This window comes from Thermostichus vulcanus str. 'Rupite', assembly GCF_022848905.1.
In the GTDB taxonomy this organism is placed as follows: domain Bacteria; phylum Cyanobacteriota; class Cyanobacteriia; order Thermostichales; family Thermostichaceae; genus Thermostichus; species Thermostichus vulcanus_A.
In genome coordinates this window covers 1-1,944 of sequence record NZ_JAFIRA010000071.1, presented here as the reverse complement: position 1 = coordinate 1,944, position 1,944 = coordinate 1, and the positions used below count along the sequence as shown (strand labels likewise).

General features: G+C 51.7%; 2 protein-coding genes. Both read right to left on the bottom strand.

Going from position 1 to position 1,944, the window contains the following annotated elements:
• Nucleotides 1-859 precede the first annotated feature (859 nt).
• Nucleotides 860-1,576, bottom strand: a complete 717-nt coding sequence (locus tag JX360_RS16480) for a precorrin-2 C(20)-methyltransferase (RefSeq protein WP_244353127.1) — start codon at nucleotides 1,574-1,576, stop codon at nucleotides 860-862.
• Between the two features lie 32 nt (nucleotides 1,577-1,608).
• A partial coding sequence (locus JX360_RS16475) for an STAS domain-containing protein (protein ID WP_244353125.1) occupies nucleotides 1,609-1,944 on the bottom strand: 336 nt, incomplete at its 5' end.

Sequence of the window (1,944 nt, the reverse complement as noted above, 5' to 3'; positions counted from 1 at the left end):
TGCTCTAGCAATCTTTGAGAGAAAAGCAAACATAGAAACCTCCTCAAGGCGAGAGTGGAACCATGAATTGCTAAAGCCCGCAGCTCTTACCACACTGAGCACAGATCCCGATTCACCAGAGTCTGCAGGTTGAGGGCACCTGAACCCGATCATCGGCTTTCCAATTGTTATATCGATCATGAACGGAGACTCGAAATAGCCGATCGAGTTTATTGAACTGGCACAACCGCTTGTTATCACGGGATGGAGCGATCTCTTATCCAAAGCGGCTCATTGCAACAAACCCAACTGCTATCTGATTTAGCTCCCATGTCCCATTCAGAGGAAAACCTGTTGCAGGTACCAGATGCCCTGGTTGGCGAGACAGTCACGTTCTGGGCAAGTCTGTCGTCGCAACGGATCGGAAGTTTGGATCAAAGCGTTGGCCGACAGAGAATTTTGGGTTTGACCAAAGCGCAGAGTGGTGTCTCGCGTTTGAGATGAAGCTGAGATGTTATCCCCCTTCCTTGAATCACCACATCTATAATTTAACCTGCAGCTAACCTCTATACAATGGCTAGTAACTGTTCTTAACAGGTCAGATCATTCCTTTAATTATCCTTTTTATCTCGTTTCATCATAGTGGTTTCAAAGTGATTTTAGCGGCTCTCGGAGTTGGATCCCTTGCCTTTTTCCCAGCACAAAAGGCCTGTTTCTCTTCAGAAAAACAAGCCAGCTTAATTCCAAATTTAGGTCAAATGCAAGGAAATCCCCTACAGCTATCCTCTAGCTTCAGTCGTACACCGCTAGAAAAGGGCTCTTTGCATTCATCATAGAAAACTCAATCCAGCTACAGCCTGTTTTCAGGGTTAAGAAAATCTTAATTCCGGGTCTGGGAACGCAGAATCAGCAGGGAAAAGTAGGGGGGCTGGTAGTTCGCTAGCCTTTCCAGGGTGGGAAAGATGACTTGCTGAGGCCAGCCGGCCCAGACCACCAAGCTGGCCCGATTGAGCCAGGACTTTTCTGCCAACCACTGCCAGACTTGGGGGTAAACCGGGGCCACTTTCATCAGCACCACCACCTCTGCCCAGGCGCACGCCTGCTCCAAATCCTTGAGGGCAAACAGGGCGGGCAAAATCGCCAGTTTTTCCGACCCAAGCACCAACGGGGATCCCAGTAGGGCAGCGGCAGCCAGAGGAGAAGCTACCCCTGGAATCGCCTGAACGGATAAGTTGGGGATCCGCGCTTGCAGGGCCCGGGCAACATAGGCAAAGGTGCTGTAGAGGCCAACATCCCCCTCGCAGACAAAGGCGACATCTTCTCCCTGTTCCAGGGGTGGAGCCAATTGCTCGGCGGCAGCCCTCCAGGCAGCTTGCAGTTGATCCGGCTGGGTCACAAAGGGCAAGTGCAAAGGGATGAGGATGTGTTCCGGTTGCAGCCAGGGGCGAACGATTTGAAAAGCCAAGCCCGGTTGACCGGAGGAATTTTGAGGACAAGCCACCCACTTCACAGAGCGGAGGAGCTTGGCTCCCTTAACCGTCAGCCAATCGGGATCCCCGGCTCCAGCACTGATGCCCCAGAAGGTTCCCAGTCCCATTCCAACTTCAGCAACCTAAGGGAATGACAAGCCTAGGCAGGTTCTGCATTGTCGGTGCCTGCTGCTGTCAGGTAATCCAGGGCTTCTTGTAAAGAGCTACGCAACGAGAGAAATTTCTCCAATCGCACCAGTTTCACGGTTTGCGTAACCCGCGCATTGCTCACCACTTGGAAAATACCCGAATGGCTTTGCACCAGCTTGGCCAACTGCACCAAGGCACCTACGCCGGAGCTATCCACAAAATCAATCCCGGTCAAATCCAAAATGATGTTGGGGGATCCCTCTTCCAAATACTTCGTGACGACTTTACGAAAGACAGGCTCAGAAAACGCATCCAGAAGGCCAGTCAGGTGAAAGACCTGGCAGTT

Coding starts and splice junctions, on each gene's coding strand:
- JX360_RS16480 (WP_244353127.1), bottom strand. CDS start 1,576: ATGGGACTGGGAACCTTCTGGGGCATCAGTGCTGGAGCCGGGGATCCC.